Here is a 19,784-nt window from a genome sequence, read left to right as displayed (position 1 = left end):
CATATAAAAAAGTCTCAAAATTTAATATAAGCACATAAAGCAACTTGTTTTTGATATATTTATAATTGAATACACAAGCTTATTAGTTGAGATATCCCAAAATAATTAAAGGATAACAGAACTTTTTGTTGTTGTTGTTGTTGTTGTTGTTGTTGTTGTTGTTGTTGTTGTTGTTGTTGTTGTTGTTGTATAATAAGTTGTAGCTATTTCAATGAAAGACCATTTACTAAAAATAATATTTATGCTTTTGTTCAGTATATATTGCGCTGGACAAACTTCAATGCATACGGAAATAAGCAGAATTGATTTACCTAAAGATTATGTTCTAAAAAATGGAAATGTAAAAGAAATTATCGTTACAAGGCAAGTAAATCCTGGTCAAGATTTTACCTATTCCGAAAAAATAAATTACACGTTTCCAGAAAGTGCAATTGTCAGATTGAAACGATATAAAGACTCGGAACTTGAATCCACTAGAGAATTTTCTTTTGACACTTTAAATCGCGTTTTAAAAAATACCGTAAGGTTCAAACATAAAGCTTTGGGCTGGAGGACTTCAAAATACGAAACTGTATATGGAGAAAAAACAAAGGATTTAAAAATACTTAATCAAGATGGAACATTGAACTATACAATGAGAGTAATCTTAAATGAATACAGTAATCCTGTTGAAATTAGAACTCTGAATATCAATAATCAGTTAACCGGATTATCTACAGCTGAATACGATTATAAAAACAACCAATTCATTTACAAAGTTTATAGAGAAGATGGCTCAATTGTCTTAAACAAAACCGATTTTTTTAGAAAGGACTTTGAAATAAAACGGAATGATTTTGGAGACTTGACAGAATTTTATTGGCCAACATCAAGTTCTAATATTAAATATTTAGTTAAATATAAATATGACAAACAAGGAAATTGGACAATATTAAAGAAAATACAAATAGATGGGAAAAAGAAAAAGATAACTGAAACTAAGACTAGGAAAATTAAATATTTAAAAAACTAGATGCAAACTTAGGATAGCTATAAGTAATTGCTCGTCATCGCCAACTTACAAAAATCCTCACTGATTTTCTATTTGGTTTGTATTTGCTAAATTCAGCCCTTAACCACTTAACAAACTTTACACACAAATTGTATAGCATAAAAAATATGCGAATAAAAACTCTATATATATTAATTCTTATCCTTTTCTCCAGTTGTGGAATAAGGTTGGTGAATTATAAAAAAGCTAGAAACTTAGATTTAAATAAGAGTTATAAAACATTACTGAATAAGGAATCAGAAATAGAACTTGAAAAATACTATCTAGATCCCGAAAATATAATTGATATAACAGCCAACAGAAAAACTAAAACGCTACATATATCTCAATTGAATAAAGAATCTGAATCTTTTAATCTGACCGAAATTGAATCGGAGGAATTCAAAAAAAGATATAATATGAACAATAGAGATAGTATTTCGTTGATTGTTATGAATGGAATTTTAGTTCATAAAAAAGAGCGGAAAGAATATCGTATAGAACACAATGCGATTAAAAGTCTTTTAGTTCTCAAAGATGCCGATACTACAATTCTCAACTGTAGTGGAAATGAAGGAAAAAATGTCTTGATTATTTTAACCGAATAAAATAACGCTACATAACAACTACTATAATTCATTACGAGATAATTCCTAAGTGAAATTAAACCCTTATTTACTATCTTTCCACTATTGCGAAAAGAATCCTGCGAATTTTTCCATAACAAAAACTTAGCAAAACCCTTAGCCTAAATTAGAAAAAACAATAAAACTACGATTTGAAAATAAGTAAATCTGAATACAAACAAAGAATACAATTAGCACAAGATAAGATTAAAACTGGTGATATAGATACTTTAATCATTTCAGAAGAAGAAGATATTTACTACCTAACTGGATTGACCTACAAAAGTCTTGAAAGATTATTTTTATTAGTAATTAAAGAAAATAAGGTGAGTTTTATTGTTCCTAAAATGGAATTAGCTCACCTTAAAACAGTTGATAATATTAATGAGATAGTAAGTTATTGGGAATATCCTGCTCAAAAACCAGAACGTTGGGAAGATGTACTTTTAGAGAAAGTAAAGGACAGTAAACTTATTGGAATTAGTGGAAAAACACCTTTTGAAATAGCAGCTTTTTTGGCCTCGGTTAATCTTAAAACCGTAGCAAATACAATATTAGAAAAACATAGGTGGATTAAAAGCAGTCAGGAAATTGAATTAATAAAGCAAGCTTCTAGATATTGTGATATTAGTATCGATAAATTAAATAAGAATGCATATTTCGGAATGTCGGAACTTGAGGTATTTTCAATTGGACGTTCTATTCAACAAAAAGTAATTAAAGAAACACCATTTGATTATTTAGCTACAAATATCTTAGTAGCAGCTTGGCCGAGTAGAATTTCATTTCAACCTCACGGAATTCCGAAAGTATCTGATGTTTTTATTGAAGGCTCACATATTAGTTTGGCATTTTTACGAGTAAATGGCTATTCGGCTGAATTGGAAAGAACATTTTTTACCAGTCAACCAACAAAAGATCAAGAAGAAGCTTTTAAGTTAATGATGGAAGCAAGAAGAAGAAGTTATGCGGTTTTAAAACCTGGCACTATTGCAGAAGATGTAGATTTAGCTGCCAAACAATTTTTAATAGACCAAGGTTTAAAGAAGAATTTAATGCATAGAACAGGTCATGGCATAGGTTTAGGAAATCATGAAGGTCCTTATTTAGCCGAAGGAGACAAAACCGTTTTAAAAGAAAATATGGTTGTTAGTATTGAACCAGGAATTTATATCGAAGGTATTGGAGGTTTTAGACATTCAGACACTGTATTGATCACAAAAAATGGATATGAAATATTAACCAATTGTCCTGACGATATAAAAAGTTTAACGTTTACAAACTCAAAACCACTACAAAAATTAAAAGGGAATATCGTCAAGAAAATGTATGGCATATAAATACCTCATCCCTAAAAAGTTCTTTGTTAAGAAACATGTCTACCAACAAGTAGGTAAGTAAAATTGCATCGATTTTTCACTAGGGCATTTTAATATTTAGCATGGTCTAACAATTTTTTACTTAAAACCATATTTCTAAACAAGACATTGCTCGAGCTACATTAAATTGAAATTGTAACAATTAGAAAAAATACTCGTCCAATTGAGGATCTGAACCATCAAAATGACCAAAGACATTACTTTTTCTAATTTACAACCAACTAATTACAAAGGATTCCTTTTTGACCTTATTATCTACGTTTCTGTTATGTTCTTGATAAGGGAGATATATATACCAAAAGTAGGTTTTATCGCGAATGGCCTTTTTTGGTCATTAACAACTTTGATTGTAGCAAGTTGGAGAATGAAAGTTAGACGTGTTTCTTGGCATGATTTGGGATTAACTAAACCAAAAAATTTATGGAGAGCATTAGGCATTTCAATTATTATTCTCATTTCAATAATGATTTCAATCATAACCTTTGAAATTACAAAAGACCAATTACCGTTTTCTTTAGCATCGGATACATCATCTGAAAGTGCAGAGTCTAAATTTGGAAATCTAAAAGGAAACTGGTTGCAGTTTTTTATAATTATCCCATTCATTTGGCTTGAATCAATGTTAGAGGAACTACTAGATAGAGGTTTTTTGATGAACTGGATTGAAAAATTGTTTTCTTCAACTACATTTGCTACTGTCATAGCTGTAATCTTACAAGCATTTATTTTCGGATTTAGACATTCAAACGACTTATCAGAAAGGTCGATTACTGTTGGACTTATTGGTTTAATAATGGGAATAGCGTATGTGAAATTTGGACGAAATTTATGGCCCTTAATAATTGCTCATTGCATATTAAATAGTATGTCCATGATTGAAAGAGTGATTTAATTAAAAAGCGTAAAGCAAAAAAGTACTATAGTAAAAAATACCGTCTGCCACCAAAGAGGTAAGTAAAATTGCATCGATTTTTCACTAGAGGATTTTAATATTTAGCATCGTCTACCAACTTTTTACCTATAACCATATTTTAGGACAAGACACCTTTAGTCTTCACAATATAAACTACCCAATTCAATTAAAATCATATCTTTAAGGAAACCAACCAATAAGATTTCCGCTTTCTCGGGAAAAAGAATATGATAAAGTTCTTTCGGAAAATTCGCCAAAACTCGCTTTCAGAAAATAAGACAAGAAAGTATTTAAAATATGCCATTGGGGAAATTATACTTGTGGTAATTGGGATTTTGATTGCATTACAGATAAACAATTGGAATCAGTCTATAAAAGATAAAAAATCTCTGAATGAATATTTGGTAAAGATTAAAACCCATACAATGGAAGATTTAGAACAACTTGAACTATTATCTCAAGGAAGAAGACAAATTGCTGAGCTTTGTAAAAAAGCTCGTAATAGTATCTTAGAAAAGACCGAAAGTGATAATCTTTTCTTGTTTAAGATAAGCGGTTCAGCTTTTGTCGATTTTTACTTTAAACCAAATTCTGGAGGCTATGAATCATTGCAAAATTCTGCATACTACGGTAAAATCAATAATACCAAACTCGATTCACTTATGGCAAAATATTACAACTTGGTGGATGTTATCGCAGAAAATGAGAAGAGCTACAATCAGTATACGGTTCATCAAGAGAATTATCTCGATACGCAATTCGATAGGTCACTTATTCTGGCATCGGCATTTATGTCATTAGATTCTCTAGCTACAAAAGCCACACCTCAATCCGAATATGACCAGGCATTTAAAGAATATACGGCCAAACCAGCTTATAGAAATGTGATTAGTTTAGCTGCCTGGCAATTTGATACGATGATTGAACAATATGATCAGCTAACTGAATTAGGAAATTTAATTATCAAAGAAATTGATGCAATAACCGACGACTAGGAGAGAAAAATGTTTAAAATAAAAATGTGCTATTGGAGAAATCATTCTTGTGTTTATCGGAATATTAATTGTTCTACCAATAAATAATAGCAACAAATGAAAGCCTACATCCCTATCGGCAGAAATCTGAAAACGTTATTCAACCTAAAAGTAAAACTTTAAATAAAAAAGGTTGAAAGGCATGGAAGGATACCTCACTTATTTTTTCTCATCCTTATATAAACTGGGTAAACTAATTTCAAACCTTACTGCCAGCAATCGCACAGTCATCACTATAAGTCCGGCGATAATAAAAAGATAGTTTCTATCCTCTAAAAATTCACGCAGCAAAAAGTATGTTAGACCACCTAAAATACATGCTGTGGCATAAATTTCCTTTCTAAAAATTACCGGAATCTCGTTACAAAGAATATCTCTGATGACACCACCAAAACATGCGGTCATCGTACCTAAAGCAATGCAGATAATGGGATGCAAACCAGCAATAAGACCAACCTCAATGCCAACAACAGTATAAAGCGCAATACCAATGGTATCAAACAAAAAGAGTGTTCTACTTAAATATCCTATATATTTTTTTAAGACTACTGCTAAGATTGCTGATCCAATGATAACGTAAACATAAGTCATGTTTGTCATCCATGATACAGGTTCAATCCCAATCATAACGTCACGCAATGTGCCACCACCAACAGCTGTAACAAATGCAATAATAAGCACACCAAAAGCATCCATTCTTTTGTTAAGTGCTACCAATACTCCAGAAATTGCGAATGCTATGGTTCCTAAAATATCGATGATCTGGAAAAACGTGTCATTCATTCTGTAAATCGTTTAAATTTTTATTATTCCTGATTTTCTACTTTACTCAAGATATATTGCGGCAATTATTCATTTTCTTGAGATTCTGAAGCCAGTTCTTGTAAAGCCCCTCGACTTGGCTCAGGACAGGACAACCACCCAACTCCCTTTTTTCATTTCATTTGAAAAGCTTGATTCTCTGAGATGCTTCAACTTCACTCAACATTAGCGATTCACGTACTTTTTCCGAAAAGAAAGAAATGGTTCTCTGCTTACATTCTTTGAGTATAATAATTATAATCCTTTAAAATAGTATCTATAAACTGAACATCATACAGTTTGGTTTCGATCTTCAACACATTGCATATCTTGTTTTTCAGCATGGTGAGTGTTTTAAAATCATTGTTTCTTTTGGATAGTAAAAAAGCCTCTTTTACGATTCGGATATCCCTATCGGTCAACTGCGTCACATTGGTAAATACAGGGACGTAATCGTCATTTATTTCTTCTAGAATAGTGCTTGTAATTTTATGCTTTTTCTTTACGCTGATCACCACGGTTCCAGCAGCGGAATCTCCTACACGCTGTTTTTTGTCTGAAAGTAAGATACTTAACACACCAATCGATGAAAAAAACAGCCAAATATCAACGATTCTTAACATCCAACGGACCAATAAATTGTACCATTGCGTTGGAGAACCATCGAGACGTACCACTTTGATTTTCATGATCATTTTACCAACCGTTTGCCCACCAAAAATAATATGGCACAATAACGAATAAAAAAAAGCAGGTAGTAAAAACAATCCCGTAAAGCCTTGTCGGGTCCAACCATCTGAATCGAATAACTCTGAGAAAGCAACAAGATTTTCCATAATGGTCATGTAAGTGACCAATATAATCCCATCGATTAAAAATGCCACCATGCGCTCTCCCAGACCAATTAACTTGTAATCTAGGTTGACATTTTGGGCGGTGTTAATTGCTAATTTGCTCATTGCAATGTATATTCGTTTAAATTTAATTGTTTTTTATGCGCGAAGCGTCTTTCGTGAAGCAAAATAAGGAAAAATGGATTGGTTTTGAAAGGGCATTGAACAATAATAATGCGAAAATAAATCCGGACGACTTAGCTTCTTTTTATATACAACTTACTAACGATTTATCTTACGCCCAGACCTACTATCCTGAGAGTAAAACTTTGCTATACCTAAATTCGTTGGCTTCGCAGGCACATCAGAAAATTTACATTACCAAAAAGGAATCTAAAAACAAAATTATTACGTTTTGGCGTGACGAATTTCCACTGTTTTTTAGACAGTACCATAAAACACTGCTTTATGCTTTCCTGATATTTATGTCGGCTGTAGTCATTGGCGCAGTTTCAACTATAAACGACGATTCTTTTGTTAGACTGATATTGGGCGATGCCTATGTGAACATGACCATTGAAAATATTGAAAAAGGTGAACCCATGGCAGTTTATAAAAGCGGAAGCAATGTTGGTTCATTTTTGGGCATTACCATCAATAATATTAGAGTTGCAATCATCGCATTTGCATTTGGCATCTTTTTTAGCGTTGGTACTATTTACGTTCTTTTTAGCAATGGGATTATGCTCGGTGCCTTCATCACTTTTTTTTATAATAACGGTATTCTTGAAAAAACCTCAACCATATGGCTTCATGGTACCATTGAGATTTCGGTGATTGTAATTGCAGGATGTGCAGGTTTGGTGATGGGCAATAGTTTTTTGTTTCCAAAAACTTATTCCAGACGCGTAGCCTTTATGAAAGGCGCCAAAGACGGTTTAAAGATTGTGGTTAGTACTATTCCGTTTTTTATCATTGCTGGTTTTATAGAAGGGTTTATTACTAGATATGGTGAGCAAATGCCACCAGTTCTAGCTTATGGTATTATATTTATGTCGTTATTTTTAATCGTGTATTATTATATTTTTTATCCCATACTTTTGAATAAAGCCATACGACCCAAAAACGTTAATTTAGAGTCCCAAAACCTTCCAAATACTGCAGCAGCGTGAACGACAACTACATAGAACTTCGTAACCGAAGTACGTTTGGCGATATTATAAACACGTACTTTCAATTTTTAAAAAATAATTTTAAAACCTATACAAATTTGTATTTAAGGTATAATGCAGCAAGCATTATATTTACGTTGATTGCATCATATTTATTGGTCACAGGTTTTATGGGTCTGGCAAGTAGGGATTTTCGGTTTGGGATGGGAAGCGATTTGAATACTGAAAATTATTTTATCGCTGGCGCTATTGTTCTGGTTTTAGTGGTATTTATTACTGCAATGATCAATTACAGTTTTTCTAGTGCATTTGTTGGGGATTTTGTAAATCACAAGGGTAAAGTTGATTCTAAACGCATTTGGAGAAGCATCTCTAGCCGAATAGGAATTATCATCGTATTTATAATTGTAGGTGCACTACTCTATTTAGTAAATATTATCATTTCGTTCGTATTGGCATTTATTCCTTTTTTAGGAATGATTATTCAATACGGCTTAAGTTTTTCAATAACCGCAATATTCGGACTTACATTCATGTCCATTTTCGCGACTCAAAAGTCATTTGGAGATGCCATGTCTGAAGGTTTTGATTTTACATTTTCAAATTTTTGGCGGGTCATTTTGTTTGGTCTAGTTATTGGTATTCTCAATTTAATGATCACAGCTTTGATTCTTTCCATACCTGGATTTATCATTGGTGTGTACGTTTACTTTTCAGTAGAAAGCAATGTTGATATTGCCACAAGCACATTTGCAACTATGGTGTTCACATTAGGGTTTGCCCTATTTCTATTGTCTTTTATCTATACACAAGCTCTATCTCAAGTAGCTTACAGTATTCTCTATTATAATTTGTATGAAGTAAAACATAACGTATTCCTTCAACAAAAAATAGATCAAATTGGTGTTAATGAATAAGCTGAATCTTAAATATATAGGTTCAGGTTTAATAACTTCACTTGTGTTTTCGAGCTCTTTCGCGCAAGAAAAAAATGATATAAAAAAAGATTCATCTCAATTAGATGTCACCTATTTTAAGGACAGTTTTAAAGAAAACTATACAGGTGACGAATTCAATTATTCCATAAACGATACAGGTGGAGTTAACCTTATACAGCGCGTACTGCGCTCATTTTTTGGCTGGTTGAGAGATGTGTTCGGTTTCGAGATTGATTTTTTGGATTACCAAACCATGGAATATATTGTTTATGGCTTATTGGGTGTCATTGTACTCTACTTGCTCATTAAATTTTTGCTTCAAAATCCAGTCAGTTCGGTATTTAAAACGGAAAGCAAAACCATTGAAGGTTTTTCTTTTGTTGAAGAGAACATTGAACAAATTGACTTTGACCAACTCATTAACGAAGCGCTTAAAGACAATAACTACAGATTGGCTACGCGTTACATGTATCTAAAATCTTTAAAAGAACTAGCGAATAAAAAAACTATTGAATGGCATTACGACAAAACCAATTCTGACTATCTCAACGAAATAAAAGACACCAAGCTTAAGGCATTGTTTAAACGCATCTCGTATATCTACGATTATGTTTGGTACGGTGAGTTTCCGATGGATGAGGAACGATTCAATAAAAATAAAGCCGATTTCAATCAACTCATAAAAACAGTACAATATGGATAAGCGCTCTAAAATAGCGCTATATATCATTGGCGCTGTGGTTTTATTTATGATGATTGCTGAAATCACCAAACCAAAAGCATTGAATTGGCGCGACTCGTATTCAGCGGCCGATAAAATTCCGTTGGGTTGTTATGTGCTGTTCAATGAACTAGACACGTTTACAGATAAAGATATTCTAGTCTCATCAGAAACTATTTATCAATACTTAAAGGAAATTGATACCACAGAAAGGAAGTCGCTCATTTTAATTAATAACTATATCAGTTTTGATAACGAGGAGTCTGATGCACTTTTAAAATTTGTGGAACAGGGTAATTCAGTTTTTATCAGTAGCAGCTATTTTTATGGAAATGTAATGGATTCACTCAAAGTAAGTTTAGAGCGTCAGTACACCAATCTGTATAAAAAGGAATCAAAACATCAATTTACCAGTCCGATTTTAAAAAAGAACAACAGACTGTTTGACCAAGTTATAGAAAACAGTTATTTCACTTCTATCGATACGCTCACCACAACTGTTTTGGGCACAATGACAATAAAAGATGAGGATAATTACGACCAACTCCACACCAATTTTGTCAAAGTACCCTTTGGCGAAAATGATGGTATGTTTTTGCTACATTCCAATCCATTTGCGTTTACCAACTATCATTTACTAAATGATAAAGAAGATTATGCTGCCACCGTTTTGTCCTACATCCCAGACAATCAATTGATTTGGGATAATAATTATAAGAGCGGTCGAAAAGTCATTAGAACACCATTGCGTTATATCCTATCAAACACCGCTTTAAAATGGTCATTTTATATAAGCATGTTTGGTCTTATTTTATTTGTAATATTTAGAGGGAAGCGCACACAGCGTATCATTCCTGTGATTGATAAATTGCAAAATTCTACAGTAGAATTTACCCAAACCATTGGCGAGTTGTATTACCAACATGGCGATTACACTAATATAATTAATAAGAAAATTCAATATTTTTTAGAGTTTGTACGTACCAATTACTATCTGGACACGAGCAAACTAAGCGCTGGTTTTATTGAAAAATTAGCTTTAAAATCCAGTAATACAAAAGAGGATGCTAAGGCTTTGATCGATTATTTGCTTTTTCTTAAATCGAAAAATCATCACACCGAACAAGAACTTATAGAATTGAATAAAAAAATAGAACATTTTACAAAACAAAAGATATAATGGAAGACCAAAATACAAACGCTAATGAGCATTTGGACACACCGAATACAAATGAGGTAGCACCTTCAAATGACTCCACAGAAACAAATTCTGAGGATTTTAAAAACAGAATCGATCTCAAGCCTTTACAGGACAGTGTTTCGCAAATAAAAGCAGAAATCGCAAAGATCATTGTCGGTCAAAATGAAATGATTGAGCTGTTGATCATTTCAATTCTCACCAATGGCCACTCGCTCATAGAAGGTGTACCAGGTGTTGCTAAAACCGTTACAGCTAAATTACTGGCAAGAACAATGGATGTGGATTTCAGCAGAATTCAATTTACTCCAGATTTAATGCCTAGTGATATTTTAGGTACATCTATTTTCAATGTTAAAACCAGTGAGTTTGAATACAAAAAAGGACCTATTTTTTCTAACATAGTTCTCATTGACGAAATTAACAGAGCACCAGCCAAAACACAGGCCGCTTTGTTCGAGGTCATGGCAGAACGACAGATTACCATGGACGGTACACGTTACGATATGGCACCACCATTTTTGGTTTTTGCCACACAAAACCCTATTGAACAAGAAGGCACGTATCGATTACCTGAAGCGCAACTGGATCGCTTTTTATTCAAAATTGAAGTAGATTATCCTTCACTTGAAAATGAAGTTCAGATTCTTATGGATAATCACAATAGACAAGATGTGTTGGATTTTGACAGCATCAACTCTGTTATATCAGCTACTGCAATAAAGAACTATCAAAATTTGATTAAACAGATTGTGGTTGAGGACAATCTGCTCAACTATATTGCTTCTATTGTTCATAATACGCGTACCAATGCCAATTTGTATTTAGGCGCTTCACCTAGAGCCTCTATTGCAATATTAAATGCATCCAAAGCCAATGCCGCAATCAACGGAAGGGATTTTGTAACACCTGACGATATTAAGCGTTGCACTAAAGCTGTTTTAAAACACCGATTGGTATTAACGCCTGAGCGCGAAATGGAAGCTTTTACAGTAGATAAAGTTGTGGATCAAATTCTTGAAACTATTGAGATTCCAAGATAGTGAAACGATTTTTTAAACATATCTATTTAACCTTTCGGTTTTTTGCCATAGCCATAGCATTTGTGGCACTCTTTATTCTGGCATACATTTTCCCAGGGCTATTGGGTATGGTTACCGTATTGTTTTTTGTTGCTGTAGGTCTGATTTTGGTAGATTTGATTTTACTTTTTAAACAAAAAGGTATTTCAGCTTCGCGGATTTTACCTGAGAAATTGAGCAACGGTGACGCTAATCCGATCGAGATTTCCATAAATAATAATTATAATTTTACAACTGATTTATTGTTAATTGACGAGATGCCGTTTCAGTATCAAAAGCGCGATTTTGAAATTGAAACACAGCTATCTAAACACGACCAAAAGAAAATTACATACACACTGCGTCCGTTAGAACGTGGTGAATACCACTTTGGCAGTCTTAATATTTATGCCAATTCGCCCATTGGGTTAATTACACGTCGCTACCAGTTTGCTAAAGATGCGATGGTGCCCAATTATCCTTCATTTTTACAATTGCGCAAGTATATGCTTATGGCATTTTCCAATAAGTTATTTGAATATGGTTTAAAGAAAATTAGGCGCATCGGTCACACGATGGAATTTGAACAAATTAAGGATTACGTCAATGGTGATGATATTAGGAATATAAACTGGAAAGCCACTGCAAAACGCAACCAATTGATGGTGAACCAATTTCAGGATGAACGTTCTCAACCAATTTACAGTGTTATTGATAAAGGTCGCGCCATGAAAATGCCTTTTGATGGACTTAGTTTGTTGGATTATGCCATTAATGCCACACTTGTTATTAGCAATGTAGCTTTAAAAAAACAGGACAAAGCTGGTATGTTTACATTTTCCCGCAAGGTTGAAAACAAAGTCGTAGCCGAACGCAGACCGTCCCAGATGAACAAAATTCTAGAAACGCTTTACAATATTAATACAGATTTTTCCGAATCTGATTTTTCAAGATTGTATATAGACATCAAACGAAATCTTACACAGCGTGGTCTATTGTTACTCTATACCAATTTTGAGACACTGGACGCCTTACACAGGCAACTGCCCTATTTAAAGGCCATTGCTAAAAATCACCTATTGGTAGTCATATTTTTTGAAAATACCGAGTTACAGCAATTAACCAATACATCGGCCGAAAGCACCTATGAGATTTTCCAGAAAACAATTGCTGAAAAGTTTATCTACGAAAAGAAACTGATTGTAAATGAACTTCAAAAACACGGCATTCAATCCATCTTAACGGCACCGGAATATCTTACCATAAATACTATAAACAAATATTTAGAGATCAAAGCAAGAGGGCTCTTATAGTGTTTTATACAACTCATCCCTATAAAGTTACAGTTCGGTAATTTCAATTATTCTTGAAGATACTATTGTTGGATATTTGAATCAGAATTAAACAAATAACCATTAAAATAAATATTATCATGAAGAATTTAATCTTATCATTTGCATTAGCCTTAGTTTCATTTACAGGATTTTCTCAAGAACCAGATGGCGTTACAATTACAGTAACCGTTGAAAATATCAAAAACGATAATGGTAAAGCGTCTTTTGCCTTACATACCGTAGATACTTTTATGAAAGGCGCAGGTATCATGAATGCAGAATCAGAAATTAAAGACGGAAAAGTCGTTGTAACTTTTGAAAATGTAAAACCTGGCGACTATGCTATTATGGGTATGCACGACGAAAATGAAAACGGAAGAATGGATTTTGAGGACAACGGAATGCCAAAAGAAGGTTACGGAATGTCTAATAATGTAATGTCTTTTGGTCCACCTCAGTATGGAGATGCTAAGTTCACAGTAGCTAAAGAACCTATAGAAATGAAAATTCGTTTTTAATTGACCTATTCATCAATTAATCAATCAATCAAAAAAAAAGACTGCCTTGGGCAGTCTTTTCTTATTTTAAATATTGTGAGTGTTTAAACAGTTTCACCCAACCAAGCCTTCATCATCCAGACCGTTTTTTCCTGTTCAGTAATAAAATCACTCATCATGGAATTGGTACCTTCATCATTTGCTTTATCTGAAGCCTCCAAAATGTTCCGTTCAATTTTCAAAAGTTCTGTTAAGGAATCCACTATTAATTGCACCGCTTCCACATCTTTAGAGATATTTTTTCCAACTGGTACTCTTGCTGCTTTAGTATAATCCTCAAAGGTGTGCAATGGCGTTTCTCCCAATGTTAATATACGTTCTGCAATGGCATCGACCTTTAAGTTGGCATCTGTGTATAATTCTTCGAACTTAACATGTAAATCAAAAAATGCACGTCCTTTAATATTCCAATGGATACCTCTTAAGTTTTGGTAATACAATTGGAAATTTGCCAATAACTGATTTAAGTCATTAGCCAAATCTTCTGTCTTTTTGGTATCTAAACCTATACTATTTAGTGTCATATTCTCAAATTTTGTTTCTCAAATTTACGATAGAATTAACTCTTATTGCCATAGATTTTATAAATAGATTATATAATTTTATAGCCTAAATGAATAGACATGACCATCACACAACTCAAATATGCATTGGCCATTGCAGAACACCAAAATTTTACAAAAGCCGCTGAAAAATGTTTTGTAACGCAACCAACTCTTAGTACACAAATTCAAAAATTAGAGGACGAACTTGATATCGTTATTTTTGATAGAGGAAAAAAACCAATTGAGCTTACAGAAGTTGGCCGTAAGATTGTGTACCAAGCTAGAAATATTGTTAATGAAGCCGATAGAATTCAGGATATCGTAGATCAACAAAAAGGATTTATCGGTGGTGAATTTAGATTAGGGATCATTCCTACTATAATGCCAACATTATTACCAATGTTTCTGAATAATTTCATTAAAAAATATCCAAAAGTAAAACTAAAGATTGAAGAGCTTACCACAGAGGAAATTATGACGCGAATTAACGAAGGACACTTGGATGCTGCAATTGCCGCAACACCTTTGGAAAGCGACAATATAAAAGAAAGACCATTGTATTATGAACCTTTTGTAGCTTATGTTCCTCAAAATCATAGACTCAGAGATAACCATACCATACAAGTTTCGGATTTGGATATTGAAGATATGCTGCTTTTGGAAGATGGTCACTGTTTTAGAGATGGCGTTATTAATCTTTGCAAAACTTTTAAAGGTCAGGATGATGAAAAATTTCAATTGGAAAGTGGAAGCATTGAAACATTAATAAAATTATCTGACGAAGGCTTGGGCATGACACTTTTGCCTTATTTGCATACGCTAGACGTGAGTGATAAGTTAAATAAAAATTTGAGACATTTCACAGAGCCTTCACCAGCCAGGGAAGTGAGTATTATATATCATAAAAGTGAGTTGAAAATGCAAATTATCAATGCGATGCACGATGTAATTTCTGGTGTGGTGCGAGGTGCTATTGCTTTTCAGAATGTTGAGATTATCAGTCCGTTGTCCAAATAAAAAAAGCGACTCGAAAGTCGCTTTTTTCTATGTTTTTAAATAGATTAAACATTGATTTAATTCTGGATTTTGATTGATTAGTGATTGAATAAAAATCCTTAGTTCTTCTAATTCGTAAGGCAATAAGCGTCTTACGGCTTTTTGCACTTCTTTACAGAATAATGTTGCATCAAAACTAACTTTGCTAAGTACCGTTTTTGTGTACTCATACATTGCTCTTGCCATAGGTTATCTAAGATTTAAGTTAAAGTAGAATTTTGTTATAGGCTATTGTTTCAATTATTACTTCTTAAAGTTAGGAAAAAAATAAAACTAGTTTATAAATTTAACAGCTTTTTTTGTTAAAAGTAAAATTTGTACGTTGAAGGTCTAAGATCATAAAAGAGAATTCTCACAACTTAATGTTTTAATTTCCAATATATTATATTCAATCTACTTTTACATTCATTTAAAACCTGTTATCTCCATCGAGCAAATCACCAAGTCCTCCTAAAATACTACCTTCACCTTTGTCCTTTCCTCCACCTTTTGCTGCAGATGCTAATACGCGACCAGCCAAACGGCTAAATGGTAGTGACTGTACATAAACTTTTCCTGGGCCTTGTAATTTAGCAAAGAACAAACCTTCTCCCCCAAAGACTGAATTTTTAATGCCTCCTACAAATTCGATATCATAATCAACTGTTTGAGTGAATCCAACGATGCAGCCCGTATCTACTCTCAAAGTTTCACCTGGTGCAAGCATTTTTTCCGCCATGGTCCCACCTGCGTGCACAAAAGCCATACCATCACCTTCCAGTTTTTGCATTATAAAACCTTCCCCACCAAATAGTCCTCTACCCAATTTTTTTGAAAACTCTATACCTACACTTACACCTTTCGCGGCACATAAAAATGCATCCTTTTGGCAAATGAATTTTCCATTAAACTCAGTCAAATCGATAGGAATTATTTTTCCTGGATAAGGAGATGCAAAAGACACATTACGTTTACCTGTGAGATTATTGTAAAACGCAGTCATAAATAAACTCTCACCAGTTAAAATTCTTTTTCCGGCTCCAAGTATTTTACCTAAAAAACCTTTATCCTTTTCGGAACCATCACCAAATATGGTATCCATTTTAATGCCATCATCCATCATCATAAAGCTTCCAGATTCTGCAATAACACCTTCTTGTGGGTCTAATTCTATTTCTACATATTGCATTTCTTCTCCGTAAATGCGGTAGTCTATTTCGTGTGCTGTCATGTTTTTTTTTAGATTTTAAGATTGATTCAATTATATGTTGAAGAGTTCATCAATTTGTTACAATCAAGTAAATTTTTAAACACTTTAAATTTAAGATTTTACTTTGAGTGTCCATTCAAAATTAAAAGAAGAAACCTCCACTCCATCTTCGTTTATTCCGGTTGAATTGAGCCATACCGTTTGTCCTTCTCCAGTATCAATAGCTCTATTTATAGCTTCATCGATCTTAGCTCCTTCATCACAATTAAATGTAATCTTACCCGTAGCTTTTTTTGTAAATGTGGCATTGTTATTTGCCACTAACATAGATATTTTTTTTCCACTTTCTCTTATTTTTTTCATTACTAAAGCTCCTGTGGTCAGCTCTGCCGCCATACCTTGCACAGCCCAGAACATAGAATTAAATGGATTTTGATTGATCCAACGGTGCTTTACCGTAACCACACAGGTAGTATCATCTAAGTGCGTTGTACGCACACCAGTAAAATAAGCTGCAGGCAGCTTAAACATTAGAAATTTATTGAGTTTGGATGGAGATATTTTCATAGAAGTTGATTAGAATTGGCACTAAAATAGTCCAATTTCATTAATTCAACTAATGTTAATAAAATGTTAATTTTTAGTACTATGCGTAACATAATACCTTTTTAAAGACATATATTTGTATAAGCAACTATTATATACTATTTAAAATGTTAGACAACCACCAAAAGAATTTAGCCACATTTATACACCTATCGACATTTAGCAGGTTCATAATTCCTTTCGGAAATTTTATCGGCCCAATAGTATTATGGGCAGCAAATAAAGACAAATCTGAATTTGTAGACCAACATGGTAAACAGGCCATTAATTTTCAGATCAGTGTTCTATTATATGCAATAATTATAGGCACGCTCAGTGTTCCATTTTTCATATTCAAATTATTTAATGGCTTGGACGTGATTGATTTTAACGGATTTCACGATTTTCATATTAATGTTGGAGAACCCTCTCCCCTTTTATATATTGGTGGTGGGCTGGGCGTCTTAGCTATCATTGCATTTATTATAGAACTTGCATTAATTGTAAAAGCAAGCTTATCGGCAAGAGATGGAAAATTATACCACTATCCGTTGACAATTAATTTTTTAAAATAAAATATTCATCAAAATCAATCAATCAATCAATCAATCAATCAATCAATCAAAAAATGAACAGTTTTAAATTAAACAAAAAGGAAAAATGAAGATAGAAAACACAAAAGCACAAATGCGTAAAGGTGTTCTGGAATACTGCATTCTATCCGTATTAAAGGACGAAGATGCTTATGTTGCAGAGATTCTAAGCACTCTCAAAGACGCAAAAATGCTTGTGGTGGAGGGCACAATTTACCCACTGCTCACTAGACTCAAAAATGCAGGATTGCTCAATTACCGTTGGGAAGAATCTACATCCGGACCGCCAAGAAAATATTACGGTCTTACAGAAACAGGCAAACTGTTTTTAACTGAATTAAACACCACTTGGAGTGAATTACAAAACGCAGTCAACCTAGTAACACGCACAAAAAACACAAAGAAATGAATAGAACAGTCAACATAAATTTAGCAGGAGTTTTCTTCCATATAGATGAAGATGCTTACCTAAAATTGCAACGCTATCTTGAGGCTATAAAACGTTCATTTACTGACTCTCAAGGGCGATCAGAAATTATTGCAGATATAGAAGCGCGTATTGCAGAACTTTTTGCAGAGCGCATACAAAACGACAAGCAAGTTGTTGGAATTAAATTGGTGGACGAAGTGATTACCATCATGGGACAGCCAGAAGATTACTTGGTCGACGACGAAATTTTTGAAGATGAGCCACAACCAAAACAAAGTTATCGCTCTAGGACTTCAAAAAAGTTGTATCGTGATACCGACAATTCATACATTGGTGGTGTTTCTGCAGGTTTAGGACACTATTTGGGAATCGACGTACTTTGGGTTCGCCTATTGTGGTTATTATTGGCCATTGGTTCAGGAGGTACTTTTATATTCATCTACTGTATTTTTTGGGCTTTGGTACCCGAAGCTAAAACCACTGCGGAGAAGCTGACCATGACTGGAGATCCAGTTAACATCAGCAACATCGAAAAAAAAATTAAAGACGGCATTGACACGGTTTCGGAAAATCTGAAAAATGTCGATTTAAAAAAACACGGTGATAAATTAAAAGAGGGTTTTGAGCATGTGTCCGATAATATTTCCGATTCCGTTAAAAGCGTCGATTTTCAGAAACAAGGCAACCGACTAAAATCAAGTTCGCAGACCTTTTTTGATACTATTGGTACAATTCTAATGTTTTTCTTAAAAGTAATTGCGAAGTTCATTGGAGTCATATTGATTATTGTTGGGATATCAGCGTTAATTGCACTTATCGTCGCATTCTTTACAGTAGGTGTTACGGATGCTGTACATTTTCCTCCGATGAACTTTCTGGAGGCCGCCAACGCAGCTAATGTTCCTATTTGGCTCATGTCGTTGTTATTGTTTTTCGCTATAGGAATTCCGTTCTTCTTTGTCTTTTATTTAGGATTAAAGATTCTGGTAAACAACCTAAAATCCATTGGCAATGTGGCTAAGTTCACTTTATTGGGTTTATGGCTAATGGCAATAATTGGATTGGTAATTACTGGAGTAAAACAAGCCACAGAGCATGCCTTTGATGCAGAAGTTGTTACAGAAAACCAACTGAATATTAGAGCTAATGACACACTCAAAATTAAAATGACAGGCTTTAACCGTTACAATAGCTATTATAGAAACCATAATAATTTCAAATTGGTTCAAGATGAAAATGGACGAAGCATTATCTCTTCAGATATTAAATTGATTGTTTATTCTACAACGGATTCCGTAGGTAGAATTGCCATTGTAAAAGAGGCTGATGGTAGCTCATACGACATCGCCAAGGAACGTGCAGAAAACATTAATTATGATTATGAATTTTCTAATAATCTGTTGCTGTTGGAAGCATACCATGTCTCAGATATTGAAAATAAATTCAGTGATCAGGAAGTTAGGGTTATCGTGTATTTACCAGAAGGCACTACACTATATACGGACATTAATACTACACGATATCAAAGAAGATACTATAATAATTACAATAGTATTCTGTCCGATTCAAAAGATGGACATTATCTAAAAGTACTGGAAGACGATGTGGAATGTCTTGATTGCGACGAAGAAATTGAAGCTATAATAGAGCGTGATACAACCTCAGACAGTATATCATTATCTGAAGTTGAAAAGCGCGAAAAAGAAAGCAAAGTAGATATTACAATTAATGAAGACGGAGTCGATATAGAAGTGAATGACAATTGAGAGCTATAATTCAACAGTTCAAG

The 19,784-nt window shown here is 33.6% G+C and carries 22 protein-coding genes; 16 read left to right on the top strand and 6 right to left on the bottom strand.

Translation table 11 applies throughout. The annotated features are described in order from the left end of the window. Positions 1-241 precede the first annotated feature (241 nt). The 5 genes from HM983_RS13460 (at position 242) to HM983_RS13440 (ending at position 4,943) form a co-directional block, all read left to right on the top strand. On the top strand, positions 242-1,012 hold the full coding sequence (locus tag HM983_RS13460) for a hypothetical protein (RefSeq protein WP_218841865.1): 771 nt from the start codon (positions 242-244) through the stop codon (positions 1,010-1,012). Positions 1,013-1,158: 146 nt separating this feature from the next. Further along, complete coding sequence (locus HM983_RS13455) at positions 1,159-1,638, top strand: hypothetical protein (protein ID WP_179346200.1); 480 nt, start codon at positions 1,159-1,161, stop codon at positions 1,636-1,638. 170 nt (positions 1,639-1,808) lie between these two features. Beyond that, complete coding sequence (locus HM983_RS13450; protein ID WP_179346198.1) at positions 1,809-2,996, top strand: M24 family metallopeptidase; 1,188 nt, start codon at positions 1,809-1,811, stop codon at positions 2,994-2,996. Between the two features lie 223 nt (positions 2,997-3,219). Continuing rightward, positions 3,220-3,927: a CPBP family intramembrane glutamic endopeptidase gene (locus HM983_RS13445; protein ID WP_179346196.1), complete on the top strand. Its 708-nt coding sequence runs from the start codon at positions 3,220-3,222 to the stop codon at positions 3,925-3,927. A gap of 248 nt (positions 3,928-4,175) precedes the next feature. Continuing rightward, positions 4,176-4,943, top strand: a complete 768-nt coding sequence (locus tag HM983_RS13440) for a DUF6090 family protein (RefSeq protein WP_179345955.1) — start codon at positions 4,176-4,178, stop codon at positions 4,941-4,943. A gap of 198 nt (positions 4,944-5,141) precedes the next feature. On the opposite strand, the gene HM983_RS13435 is transcribed toward HM983_RS13440, so the two are convergent. Together HM983_RS13435 and HM983_RS13430 are read right to left on the bottom strand one after the other, a co-directional pair. Beyond that, positions 5,142-5,765, bottom strand: coding sequence for a trimeric intracellular cation channel family protein (locus HM983_RS13435; protein WP_179346194.1), 624 nt, complete (start codon positions 5,763-5,765; stop codon positions 5,142-5,144). A gap of 251 nt (positions 5,766-6,016) precedes the next feature. After that, entirely contained in the window at positions 6,017-6,742 is a 726-nt protein-coding gene (locus tag HM983_RS13430) for an RDD family protein (protein ID WP_179346192.1), read from the bottom strand. Between the two features lie 35 nt (positions 6,743-6,777). Between HM983_RS13430 and HM983_RS13425 the strand changes: the two genes are divergently transcribed. The 7 genes from HM983_RS13425 to HM983_RS13395 all read left to right on the top strand — a co-directional run bounded on the left by HM983_RS13425 (position 6,778) and on the right by HM983_RS13395 (position 13,558). Next, on the top strand, positions 6,778-7,788 hold the full coding sequence (locus HM983_RS13425) for a stage II sporulation protein M (protein WP_179346190.1): 1,011 nt from the start codon (positions 6,778-6,780) through the stop codon (positions 7,786-7,788). After that, positions 7,785-8,705 (top strand): hypothetical protein, encoded by a 921-nt coding sequence (locus HM983_RS13420; protein WP_179346189.1) that lies wholly within the window; start codon positions 7,785-7,787, stop codon positions 8,703-8,705. The genes HM983_RS13425 and HM983_RS13420 overlap by 4 nt, the downstream gene beginning before the upstream one ends. Beyond that, positions 8,698-9,429, top strand: coding sequence for a hypothetical protein (locus tag HM983_RS13415; RefSeq protein ID WP_179346188.1), 732 nt, complete (start codon positions 8,698-8,700; stop codon positions 9,427-9,429). The genes HM983_RS13420 and HM983_RS13415 overlap by 8 nt, the downstream gene beginning before the upstream one ends. After that, on the top strand, positions 9,422-10,627 hold the full coding sequence (locus tag HM983_RS13410) for a DUF4350 domain-containing protein (protein WP_179346187.1): 1,206 nt from the start codon (positions 9,422-9,424) through the stop codon (positions 10,625-10,627). The genes HM983_RS13415 and HM983_RS13410 overlap by 8 nt, the downstream gene beginning before the upstream one ends. Continuing rightward, a complete protein-coding gene (locus HM983_RS13405; protein ID WP_179346186.1) occupies positions 10,627-11,688 on the top strand; it encodes an AAA family ATPase in 1,062 nt (353 codons plus the stop codon). Before HM983_RS13410 ends, HM983_RS13405 begins: the two co-directional genes overlap by 1 nt. Further along, positions 11,688-13,019: a DUF58 domain-containing protein gene (locus tag HM983_RS13400; RefSeq protein ID WP_179346185.1), complete on the top strand. Its 1,332-nt coding sequence runs from the start codon at positions 11,688-11,690 to the stop codon at positions 13,017-13,019. Before HM983_RS13405 ends, HM983_RS13400 begins: the two co-directional genes overlap by 1 nt. 119 nt (positions 13,020-13,138) lie before the next feature. After that, positions 13,139-13,558, top strand: coding sequence for a DUF2141 domain-containing protein (locus tag HM983_RS13395; RefSeq protein WP_179346184.1), 420 nt, complete (start codon positions 13,139-13,141; stop codon positions 13,556-13,558). A gap of 83 nt (positions 13,559-13,641) precedes the next feature. Here HM983_RS13395 and HM983_RS13390 read toward each other — a convergent pair whose 3' ends face one another. Beyond that, positions 13,642-14,121 (bottom strand): Dps family protein, encoded by a 480-nt coding sequence (locus HM983_RS13390; protein WP_179346183.1) that lies wholly within the window; start codon positions 14,119-14,121, stop codon positions 13,642-13,644. 99 nt (positions 14,122-14,220) lie between these two features. Between HM983_RS13390 and HM983_RS13385 the strand changes: the two genes are divergently transcribed. Beyond that, entirely contained in the window at positions 14,221-15,159 is a 939-nt protein-coding gene (locus tag HM983_RS13385; protein WP_179346182.1) for a LysR substrate-binding domain-containing protein, read from the top strand. A gap of 27 nt (positions 15,160-15,186) precedes the next feature. Here HM983_RS13385 and HM983_RS13380 read toward each other — a convergent pair whose 3' ends face one another. From HM983_RS13380 to HM983_RS13370, 3 genes are all read right to left on the bottom strand, one after another. After that, complete coding sequence (locus tag HM983_RS13380; protein ID WP_179346181.1) at positions 15,187-15,384, bottom strand: hypothetical protein; 198 nt, start codon at positions 15,382-15,384, stop codon at positions 15,187-15,189. A 223-nt stretch (positions 15,385-15,607) separates the two neighbouring features. Continuing rightward, positions 15,608-16,408: a TIGR00266 family protein gene (locus HM983_RS13375; RefSeq protein WP_179346180.1), complete on the bottom strand. Its 801-nt coding sequence runs from the start codon at positions 16,406-16,408 to the stop codon at positions 15,608-15,610. Positions 16,409-16,498: 90 nt separating this feature from the next. Further along, positions 16,499-16,954 (bottom strand): DUF4442 domain-containing protein, encoded by a 456-nt coding sequence (locus tag HM983_RS13370; RefSeq protein ID WP_179346179.1) that lies wholly within the window; start codon positions 16,952-16,954, stop codon positions 16,499-16,501. 146 nt (positions 16,955-17,100) lie between these two features. Here HM983_RS13370 and HM983_RS13365 point away from each other — a divergent pair, with 146 nt between their 5' ends. From HM983_RS13365 to HM983_RS13355, 3 genes are all read left to right on the top strand, one after another. After that, positions 17,101-17,547 carry a DUF4870 domain-containing protein gene (locus tag HM983_RS13365; RefSeq protein ID WP_179346178.1) on the top strand — a complete coding sequence of 149 codons (447 nt, stop codon included), beginning with the start codon at positions 17,101-17,103 and terminating at the stop codon, positions 17,545-17,547. An 85-nt stretch (positions 17,548-17,632) separates the two neighbouring features. Continuing rightward, positions 17,633-17,974 (top strand): PadR family transcriptional regulator, encoded by a 342-nt coding sequence (locus HM983_RS13360; protein ID WP_179346177.1) that lies wholly within the window; start codon positions 17,633-17,635, stop codon positions 17,972-17,974. Beyond that, complete coding sequence (locus tag HM983_RS13355; RefSeq protein WP_179346176.1) at positions 17,971-19,761, top strand: PspC domain-containing protein; 1,791 nt, start codon at positions 17,971-17,973, stop codon at positions 19,759-19,761. The genes HM983_RS13360 and HM983_RS13355 overlap by 4 nt, the downstream gene beginning before the upstream one ends. The last annotated feature ends 23 nt before the right edge of the window (positions 19,762-19,784 follow it).

Origin of the sequence: Winogradskyella ursingii, assembly GCF_013403975.1 — a bacterium.
Taxonomy (GTDB): domain Bacteria; phylum Bacteroidota; class Bacteroidia; order Flavobacteriales; family Flavobacteriaceae; genus Winogradskyella; species Winogradskyella ursingii.
This window is presented reverse-complemented; position numbering and strand designations above follow the sequence as displayed.

Bases quoted from the DNA above. Each gene is read 5' to 3' on its own strand.
- HM983_RS13410 (WP_179346187.1), top strand. From the start codon at position 9,422: ATGGATAAGCGCTCTAAAATAGCGCTATATATCATTGGCGCTGTGGTT.
- HM983_RS13425 (WP_179346190.1), top strand. From the start codon at position 6,778: ATGCGCGAAGCGTCTTTCGTGAAGCAAAATAAGGAAAAATGGATTGGT.
- HM983_RS13460 (WP_218841865.1), top strand. From the start codon at position 242: ATGCTTTTGTTCAGTATATATTGCGCTGGACAAACTTCAATGCATACG.
- HM983_RS13435 (WP_179346194.1), bottom strand. From the start codon at position 5,765: ATGAATGACACGTTTTTCCAGATCATCGATATTTTAGGAACCATAGCA.
- HM983_RS13385 (WP_179346182.1), top strand. From the start codon at position 14,221: ATGACCATCACACAACTCAAATATGCATTGGCCATTGCAGAACACCAA.
- HM983_RS13440 (WP_179345955.1), top strand. From the start codon at position 4,176: ATGATAAAGTTCTTTCGGAAAATTCGCCAAAACTCGCTTTCAGAAAAT.
- HM983_RS13360 (WP_179346177.1), top strand. From the start codon at position 17,633: ATGAAGATAGAAAACACAAAAGCACAAATGCGTAAAGGTGTTCTGGAA.
- HM983_RS13390 (WP_179346183.1), bottom strand. From the start codon at position 14,121: ATGACACTAAATAGTATAGGTTTAGATACCAAAAAGACAGAAGATTTG.
- HM983_RS13355 (WP_179346176.1), top strand. From the start codon at position 17,971: ATGAATAGAACAGTCAACATAAATTTAGCAGGAGTTTTCTTCCATATA.
- HM983_RS13415 (WP_179346188.1), top strand. From the start codon at position 8,698: ATGAATAAGCTGAATCTTAAATATATAGGTTCAGGTTTAATAACTTCA.
- HM983_RS13405 (WP_179346186.1), top strand. From the start codon at position 10,627: ATGGAAGACCAAAATACAAACGCTAATGAGCATTTGGACACACCGAAT.
- HM983_RS13395 (WP_179346184.1), top strand. From the start codon at position 13,139: ATGAAGAATTTAATCTTATCATTTGCATTAGCCTTAGTTTCATTTACA.
- HM983_RS13365 (WP_179346178.1), top strand. From the start codon at position 17,101: ATGTTAGACAACCACCAAAAGAATTTAGCCACATTTATACACCTATCG.
- HM983_RS13370 (WP_179346179.1), bottom strand. From the start codon at position 16,954: ATGAAAATATCTCCATCCAAACTCAATAAATTTCTAATGTTTAAGCTG.
- HM983_RS13375 (WP_179346180.1), bottom strand. From the start codon at position 16,408: ATGACAGCACACGAAATAGACTACCGCATTTACGGAGAAGAAATGCAA.
- HM983_RS13445 (WP_179346196.1), top strand. From the start codon at position 3,220: ATGACCAAAGACATTACTTTTTCTAATTTACAACCAACTAATTACAAA.
- HM983_RS13380 (WP_179346181.1), bottom strand. From the start codon at position 15,384: ATGGCAAGAGCAATGTATGAGTACACAAAAACGGTACTTAGCAAAGTT.
- HM983_RS13455 (WP_179346200.1), top strand. From the start codon at position 1,159: ATGCGAATAAAAACTCTATATATATTAATTCTTATCCTTTTCTCCAGT.
- HM983_RS13430 (WP_179346192.1), bottom strand. From the start codon at position 6,742: ATGAGCAAATTAGCAATTAACACCGCCCAAAATGTCAACCTAGATTAC.